The organism is Actinosynnema sp. NPDC004786, assembly GCF_053601135.1.
On record NZ_JBSGBG010000002.1, the window covers coordinates 232410 to 241765 of the forward strand.

The 9356-nt window shown below is 74.4% G+C and carries 2 protein-coding genes; both read left to right on the forward strand.

The window, feature by feature from the left end:
• The first annotated feature begins 294 nt into the window (after positions 1-294).
• Complete coding sequence (locus ACWEFJ_RS03195; RefSeq protein WP_449712769.1) at positions 295-1563, forward strand: serine hydrolase domain-containing protein; 1269 nt, start codon at positions 295-297, stop codon at positions 1561-1563.
• Positions 1564-1662: 99 nt separating this feature from the next.
• Positions 1663-9354 (forward strand): amino acid adenylation domain-containing protein, encoded by a 7692-nt coding sequence (locus ACWEFJ_RS03200; RefSeq protein WP_449712770.1) that lies wholly within the window; start codon positions 1663-1665, stop codon positions 9352-9354.
• Positions 9355-9356 lie beyond the last annotated feature (2 nt).

The following is a 9356-nucleotide window of genomic DNA, read 5'->3' on the forward strand; positions in this document are numbered from 1 at the left end:
GTACATTTCGCGCCCCCGACGGACATCCTCGCGCCCCTCGGAGCACGTTGCCACCCGACTGCGAATAACCCTCGCGTACAGGGCTTATTTACGAGACGAGACGGTCCAAACCGGCCGTTCGAGTGAATCCCCGAAGTGTGTCTTCTGACACGTCGTCGCGATCCCCGCAAAATAGGGTTCGAGCATTCGAAGAATGCTCCGTTCGGCGGTCGCGACGATCAAGCGCCGACCGTCAACGTAGGGTCCGCAGCCCTGTTACTCATTCACTGTGGCTCATTCTCAGAGGGATCAGGCATGGACACCCAACGCATCGCCGCGCGATTAGCGGCGCTGGCCCGCGCGCACGCGGTACCCGGAGCGCAGCTCGCCGTGCACCACGGCGGGCGGACGTGGACGCACGAAGTCGGCCTGCCACCGGACGCCGCCGTGCCGATCGGCTCGATCACCAAGACGTTCACCGCGACCGTGGCGATGGCCCTGGTCTCGGACGGCGACCTGGAGCTGGACGCCCCGCTGTCGGACCACCTGCCCGGCGTCGCCGACGAGCTGACGCTGCGCCACCTGCTCAGCCACACCGGCGGCCTGCCGTCGAACCCGGAGGACGTGCGCACCACGTCGCTGCGCCACCACGTCCGGCAGGCCCTGCGCGAGCTGCACCCGCTGCACGAGCCCGGCGCGGGCTTCTCCTACTCCAACATCGGCTACGACCTGGTCGGCCACCTGATCGAGGTGACGACCGGGATGACGTGGGCGGAAGCGGTCGAGGCGGTCCTGTTGCGGCCGCTCGGGATCCGCGCCCGGTTCACCACCGGCCCGGACCCCGAGGTGGTCAGCGGGCACGCGGTCAACGCCGGCACGGGCCGGGCGGTCCCGGTGGCGCAGTCGCTGGCCCCGGTCGACGCGCCCGCGGGCGCCCTCGCCGCCAGCGCGTCCGACCTCGTCCGGCTGGGCCGGATGCTCGCGGGCGGCACGCCGCACCTCGTCGCGCCGGACGACCTGGCGCTGATGCGCGAGCCGGTCCGGCACGCCGAGCCGTTCGGCATGGCCGACGGCTGGGGCCTCGGCCTGGCGCTGTTCCAGCGCGACGGCGTGCGCTGGGTCGGTCACGACGGCACCGCCGACGGCACGTCCTGCCACCTGCGGATCAACCCGGCCGACGGGACCGCGGTCGCGCTGACCACGAACGGCAGCACGGGCTTCGCGCTGTGGCGCGAGCTGGTCGGCGAGCTGGCCGACGCCGGTCTGCCGGTGGCCGACTACGACGGCCTGCGCGGCCTGAGCCGCCCCATCGCGCCCCCGCCGGACTGCACCGGCCGCTTCCGCAACGGCGACGTCGAGTACGCGGTGCGGGCCGTGGACCGGGAACGCCTGGCGCTCACGGTGGACGGCGAGCCGTTCGCCGACCTGTCGCTGTTCGACGGCCTGGTGTTCGCCATGCGTGATTCCGACACCGGCGACACCAACCAGACCGGGCGATTCCTGCGGGACCCCGACGACGGTGGCATCCGCTGGATCCAGATCGGCGGCCGGCTGGCCCGCAAGCACGTGGCGACAATGCACTGAAATTCACGTTTGACTCTAACTCTTCGCGCAATGGGTAACGCGCGCCCTTGAGCCAGAAAGGCACCCCTCGCGATGACGCATGCCCGCACACTGCCGGAATTGATCGCCGAGCAGTCGCTGCGCACCCCCGACGCACCCGCGGTGATATCCGCGGAGGGCGTGGTCGACTACCGGGAGCTGGACCGCCGCGCGAATCGGCTCGCGCACCTGCTGATCGCCAAGGGCGCGGGCCGCGAACGGGTGGTGGCGGTGGCCATGCCGCGGTCGGTGGACAACGTGGTGGCGCGGCTCGGGGTGCTGAAATCGGGGGCCGCGTACCTGCCGATCGACCCGGCCTACCCGGCCGACCGGATCGCGTTCATGGTGGACGACGCCGACCCGCTGCTCGTGCTCGACGGCCTGCCCGACCTCGCGGGGCAGCCGGCCACGGCGCCGGAGGTCACGATCCGGCCGGACGACCCGGCCTACGTCATCTACACGTCCGGCTCGACGGGCCGGCCCAAGGGCGTGGTGGTGCCGCACCGGGGGCTGCCCGCGTTCTCCGCCGCCGAGGTCGGGCACTTCGACGTGCGCCCCGGCGACCGGGTGCTCCAGTTCTCCTCCCCCAGCTTCGACGCCTCGGTGCTGGAGCTGTGCATGGCCCTGCCCGCCGGCGCGGCGCTCGTGGTGCCGCCGCCCGGCCCGCTGCTCGGCGAGCAGCTCGCCGGGGTGATCGCGGACTTCGGCGTCACGCACGCGCTCATCCCGCCGGTGGCGCTGGCCACCGTGCCGGACGTGGAGCTGCCCGCGTTCCGCACGCTGGTCGTCGGCGGTGACGCGTGCCCGCCCGACCTGGTGGCGAAGTGGGCGCCCGGCCGTCGCATGATCAACGCCTACGGGCCGACCGAGTCCACTGTGGTCACCTCGTGGAGCGAGCCGCTGACGCCCGGCGGCACGCCGCCCATCGGCAGACCCATCCCGGGCACCGAGGTGCGGGTGCTGGACGACGAGCTGCGCCCGGCCGCCGAGGGCGAGCTGTACGTGACGGGCCTCGGCCTGGCGCGGGGCTACCTGGGCCGGCCGGGCCTGACCGCGCAGCGGTTCCTGGCCGACCCGTTCGGCGAGCCCGGCGCGCGCATGTACCGGACCGGCGACGTGGTCCGCACCCGCCCCGACGGGCAGTTGGAGTTCGTCGGCCGTGCCGACCACCAGGTCAAGATCCGCGGCTTCCGGGTCGAGCCCGGCGAGATCGAGGCGTTGCTGCGCGAGCAGCCGGGCGTCGAGCACGCCGTCGTGGTCGCGCGCGGCGAGCCGAAGCGGCTGGTGGCCTACGTCGTCGGCGAGCCGGCCCTGGCCGACGACGTGGCGCGGTTGCGGGCCGCGCTGGCGGCGAGACTGCCCGACTACCTGGTGCCGTCCGCGTTCGTCGCGTTGGGAGCGTTCCCACTGACGCCCAACGGCAAGCTGGACCGCGACGCGCTGCCGGAGCCGGTCATCGGGGACGTGCCGGAGGGCTTCGTCGAGCCGCGCACCGACGGCGAGCGCCGGGTCGCCGCCGTGTGGTCGGACGTGCTCGGCGTGCCCAACGTGGGCGCGCACGACGACTTCTTCGCCCTGGGCGGCGACTCGATCCTGGCCGTGCGGGCGCTGTCGCGGCTGGGCGGGCTGCCGGTGCGGGCCCTGTTCGACCACCGCACGGTCGCCGCGCTCGCCGGGCACCTGGACGGGCCGGCGGAGGGCCGCCCGGACGCCACGCCGATCCCGCGCGTGCCGCGGGTGTCGCCGCTGCCGCTGTCGTCGGCGCAGCGCCGGCTGTTCTCCCTGGACGGCACGGCCGAGCAGAACACCGCGGTCGGGATCCGGCTCACCGGCCCCCTGGACGTCCCGCGGCTGGCCGCGGCGCTCGACGCGCTCGCCGACCGCCACGACGCGCTGCGCACCACGTTCGACGTGGTGGGCGACGAGCCGGTGCAGGTCGTCGCGGCGCACGGCACGATCCCGCTGCGCGTGCTGACCGACCGCCCGACCACCGCCGACCTCGGCCTGGACGAGCCGTTCGACCTGCGGCGCGGGCCGCTGACCCGGGCCGTGCTCGCCCCGCTCGGCCGCGACGAGCACCTGCTGGTGCTGGTGCAGCACCACATCGTGACCGACGGCTGGTCGGTGCAGGTGCTGCTGGAGGAGCTGGCCGGGCTGTACGCGGGCGACCGGCCGGCCGAGCCCGCCGTGCAGTACCCGGACTTCACCGCCTGGGACCGGGCCCGACCCGTCGGCGACGTGGCGTACTGGCGCGACCGGCTCGACGGCGTCGAGGCGCTGGACCTGCCCACCGACCGCCCCCGGCCGCCGCTGCGCACCACGGCGGGCGCGGTGCTGCGCCGCGCGCTGCCCGCCGACCTCGTCCGCCGGCTCGCGGGCGTGGGCCGCGCGCACGACGCCACCCTGTTCATGACGCTGACCGCCGCCGTGCAGGTGCTGCTGTCCGCGCGGGCCCGGCAGCGGGACATCGCCGTCGGCACGGTCAGCTCCGGGCGCGACCGCGCCGACCTGGAACGGGCCGTCGGCTTCTTCGTCCGCACGCTCGTGCTGCGCTCCTGGGTGGACCCCGACCTGCCGTTCACCGCGTTCCTCGACCAGGTCCGCGACACGACGCTGGAGGCGTTCGCGCACGACGACGTGCCGTTCGACCGGGTCGTGGAGGAGCTGCGGCCCGACCCGGACCCGAGCCGCACGCCGCTCGTGCAGGCCGTCGTGGCGCTGCACCAGCCGCTGCTGCGCGACGCGCGGTTCGGCGACCTGACCGCGGTCGAGCACGACCTGCCCCGACCGGTCGCCCGGTTCGACCTGGTGGTGGAGTTCTGGCCGCGCGGCGACGACCTGGCGCTGACCCTGGAGTACAACACCGACCTGTTCGACGCCGCCACGATCGACGCCCTGGGCGCGGACCTGGAAGCGCTGCTGCGCCTGGTCGTGGAGGACCCGGACCGCCCGCTGCGCGGCCTGGTCGAGCTGGACTTCCCGCCCGACGACACGGTCCGCGTCCGGGGCTACCGGGTGGACCTCGCCGAGGTGGAACGGGCGGTCCGGCGGCACCACGAGGTGACCGACGCGGTCGTGGTGCCGGCCGACCGGCGGCTGGTCGCGTACGTGACGCCGCCGATCAGCCCCGCGGCGCTCCAGGGGTTCCTCGGCCAGGTGCTGCCCGCGCACGCCGTGCCCACGACGTTCGTCGGCCTCGACCACCTCGACCGCGACGCGCTGCCCGCGCCCCCGGACGAGCGCCTCGAGACCCGGTACGTGGCCCCGCGCACGCCCGTCGAGGCGGTGCTGGCGGAAGTGTTCGCCGACGTGCTCGGCGCGACCCGCGTCGGCGTGCGGGACAACTTCTTCGCCCTGGGCGGCGACTCGATCCTGGGCATCCAGGTGGTCACCCGCGCCCGGCGCGCGGGCCTGGTGCTGACCTCGCGGGACATCTTCGCCCACCAGACCATCGCGGCCATCGCGCCGCACGTGACCCGCGACCTGCCGCCCGCCGCGGACCAGGGCGTGGTCACCGGCGACGCGCCGCTCACCCCGATCCAGCGGTGGTTCCTCGACAGCCACGCGGTGCGGCCCGAGCACTTCGACCAGTCCGTCGTCGCCGACCTCGGCGCGGACGGCGAGCTGGACGTGCCGGCCCTGCGCACCGCCCTGGCCGCGCTGCTCGAGCACCACGACGCGCTGCGCACCCGGTTCCAGGGCGACCGCCAGGTGGTCGAGCCGGTCACGGACGCCGACCCGCTGGCACCGACCGGCTTCGACCTCACCCGCGGACCGCTGCTGCGGGCCGAGGTGCTCGACGCCCGGTCGGTCCGGCTGACCGCGCACCACCTCGTGGTCGACGGCGTGTCGTGGCGCGTGCTGGTCGAGGACCTGACCACCGCCTACCGCCAGGCCCGCGCCGGCCAGGCCGTCGACCTCGGGCGCAAGACGACGTCGTTCCGCGACTGGGCGACCCGGCTCGCCGAGCACGCCGCGCACGGCTTCGACGCCGAGCTGGACCACTGGACCGCGGTGGCCGCCACGCCGACCGACCTGCCGGTGGACCGGCACGGCCCCAACACGGTCGGCTCGCAGCGCGACGTCACCGTGCGGCTCACCGCCGAGGAGACCGCCGCGCTGCTGCGCGACGTGCCGGGCGTGTACCGCACGCAGGTCAACGACGTGCTGCTGACCGCGCTGGGCCGGGTGCTGGCCGACTGGACCGGCCGCTCCCGCGTGCTGGTGGACCTGGAGGGCCACGGCCGCGAGGAGCTGTTCGACGACGTGGACCTGTCCCGCACGGTCGGCTGGTTCACCACGGTCTTCCCGGTCGCGCTCGACCTGCCCGACGAGGGCGGTTGGGGCGCCGCGCTCAAATCGGTGAAGGAGCAGCTGCGGGCGGTGCCCGGCCGCGGCATCGGGTACGGCGCGCTGCGCCACCTGGCCCGCACCGCGCCCGCCTGCGACCCGCGGGTCTCGTTCAACTACCTCGGCCGGTTCGCCGAGGACCAGCGCGAGCTGGAGCTGTCCGCGGACCCGCGCGCCCCCCGGCCCCACCTGCTCGACGTGGTGGGCCAGGTGCGCGGCGACCGGCTGGAGTTCACGTTCTCCTACAGCGAGCACACCCACGACCGGGAGACGATCACGCACCTCGGGAACGGGTTCGCCGCCGCGCTGCGCGGCATCCTGGCGCACTGCGCCGAGCCCGGCGCGGGCGGCCGCACGCCGTCGGACTTCCCGCTGGCGCGGCTCACCCAGGCCGAGGTGGACCGCATCACCGGCGAGGACGCCTACCCGCTCACCCCGATGCAGGCGGGCATGGTGTTCCACGGCCTGGGCGACCGGGGCGTGTACTTCCAGCAGACGACGTTCGTGGTGGACGGCGTCACCGATCCGGCGGCGTTCGCCGAGTCCTGGCAGCGGGTGGTCGACCGGACGCCGGTGCTGCGCAGCAGCGTGCTGTGGGAGGGCGTGCGCGAGCCGTTGCAGGTGGTGCACGAGCACGTCCGGCTGCCCGTCACGATCCTGGACTGGACCGACCTCGACGCGACGGCCCGCGCCGACCGGCTGCGGGACCTGCTGGCCGAGGACCGGGCGCGCGGCATCGACCTCGCGCGGCCGCCGCTGATGCGGGTCGCGATCGCCCGCCTGTCCCCCACCAGCGTCCAGGTGCTGTGGACGTTCCACCACGTGCTGCTCGACGGCTGGAGCGTCTTCCACGTCCTGTCGGACGTCCTCGGCGCGGGCGAGCCGGCGCCGCGCCGCCCGTTCCGCGACTACGTGGCCTGGCTGGCCGGGCAGGACGAGGCCGCGGCGGAGGCGCACTGGCGCGGCGTGCTCGGCGACTTCGACTCGCCCACGCCGCTGCCCGCCGACCGGCCGGGCGAGCACGGCACGTCGTCGCGCCGCCTGCCGGTGGAGCTGACCGCGGCCGAGTCCGACGCGCTGTACGAGTTCGCCCGCCGGCACCGCCTCACGCCGAGCGCGGTCGTGCAGGGCGCGTGGGCGCTGCTGCTGGCCCGGTCCAGCGGCCGGCGCGACGTGTGCTTCGGCGCGACGGTCTCCGGCCGCCCGGCCGACCTGCCGGGCGTGGACGAGATCACCGGCATCTTCATCAACACGCTGCCGGTGCGGGTCCGGGTCGACGGCGCGGCGCCGGTCGCGGACTGGCTGCGCGCGTTGCAGGACGCCCAGGCCGAGTCGCGGCGGTTCGAGCACGTGCCGCTGACCGACGTGCAGGCGTGGAGCGCGGTCGAGCGCGGCACCGCCCTGTTCGACAGCGTGGTGGTGTTCGAGAACTACCCGGCCGACCTCGCCGCCCTGTCCGGGCACGGGGGCATGGGGCTGCGCGAGCTGTCCGCCGTGGAAACCACGAGCTTCCCGCTCAGCGCCACCGTCTACCCCCACGAACGGCTCGGCGTGCTGCTGGGCTACGAGCCCGCGATGTTCGACGAGGCCACCGTCGAACGGCTCGGCCGACGGCTGCGCGCGCTGCTGGTGGGCCTGGTCGCGGACCCGGACCGGCCGGTGGCCGACGTGCCGTGGCTGTCCGACGCCGACCTGCGGGAGGTGCTGGTCGACTGGAACGGCACGTCCGCCGGCGAGCCGGTCGAGGGCACCATCGGGTCGCTGTTCGCCGCGCAGGCCGCGCGCACCCCCGACGCGGTCGCGGTGACCTGCGAAGGCACAAGCCTGACCTACCGGGAGCTGGACCGGCGGGCCAACCGGCTGGCGCACCACCTGATCGCCGCGGGCGCGGGGCCGGAGTCGTTGGTGGCGTTGCGGTTCCCCCGGTCGGTCGACCTGGTGGTGGCGGTGCTCGGCGTGCTCAAGTCGGGCGCGGCGTACCTGCCGCTGGACGCCTCCTATCCGGCGGAACGCCTCGCGCACATGATCGAGGACGCGCGGCCCGTGCACACGCTGGACCGGCTGCCGGACCTCTCGGCCTACCCCGACACCGACCCCGGCGCGCCGGTGGGGCCGGACAACGCCGCGTACGTGATCTACACCTCCGGCTCGACGGGCAAACCGAAGGGCGTGGTCATCCCGCACGCCAACGTGGTCCGGCTGTTCAGCCGGACCGACCACTGGTTCGGCTTCGGGCCGGACGACGTGTGGACGCTTTTTCACAGTTACGCCTTCGACTTCTCCGTGTGGGAGCTGTGGGGTCCGCTGCTGCACGGCGGGCGGCTCGTCGTCGTGCCCTACGAGGTGTCCCGGTCGCCGCGCGAGTTCGCCCGCCTGGTCGCCGACGAGGGCGTGACCGTGCTGAACCAGACGCCGTCGGCGTTCTACCCGCTGCTGGCCGAGGACCCCGAGCTGCCGTCCGTCCGGTACGTGATCTTCGGCGGCGAGGCCCTGGACGTGCGCAAGCTCGACGCGTGGCGCGGCCGTGGACAGCTGGTCAACATGTACGGGATCACCGAGACCACCGTGCACGTCACGTGGACGCCCGCGGACGGCTCGATCGGCGTGCCCATCCCCGACCTGCGGGTCTACGTGCTGGACGAGGACCTGAAACCGGTCCCGGCCGGGGTGCCCGGCGAGATGTACGTGGCCGGGCCGGGGGTGGCGCGCGGCTACCTCAACCGGCCGGGCCTGACCGCCTCCCGGTTCCCCGCCAACCCGTTCGGGCCGCCCGGCTCGCGGATGTACCGCACCGGCGACCTGGCCCGGTGGTCCGACGGACGGCTGCACTACCTGGGCCGAGCGGACCAACAGGTGAAGGTCCGCGGGTTCCGGATCGAACTCGGCGAGGTGGAAGCCGCCGTGAGGGCGCATCCCGCCGTCGCCGAGGTCGTTGTACTGGCGAACGAACACCGCCTGGTCGCGTACTTCGTGCCGGACAAGCCGACTACGGCCTCGGAGCTGCGCGACCACACGGCCAGGGTCCTGCCCGACCACATGGTCCCGGCGGCGTTCGTCGCACTGGAGAGCATGCCGTTGACCGCGAACGGCAAGCTGGACCGCGTCGCGCTCCCCGCGCCCGAGCGCGACGCGGTCACGTCCGGCGAGTACGTGGCGCCGCGCACCGAGACCGAAGAGGCCATCGCCGCGATCTGGGCCGACGTGCTGGGCGTCGAGCGGGTCGGCGTCGAGGACGGCTTCTTCGCCCTGGGCGGCGACTCGATCCGCAGTTTGCACATCACGTCCCGGACCAAGGCGGCGTTCGGCGTCGACCTCTCCCCGCGCGACGTCCTCACCGCCCGCACCGTCTCCGCCCTGGCCGACCTGGTCGAGGACCTGGTGCTCGCGGACCTCGAAGCTCTCGTTGCCGACACGGAGGCGTGACC

Excerpts from the sequence above, each read along its gene's own strand:
- ACWEFJ_RS03195 (WP_449712769.1), top strand. The coding sequence starts at position 295 with ATGGACACCCAACGCATCGCCGCGCGATTAGCGGCGCTGGCCCGCGCG.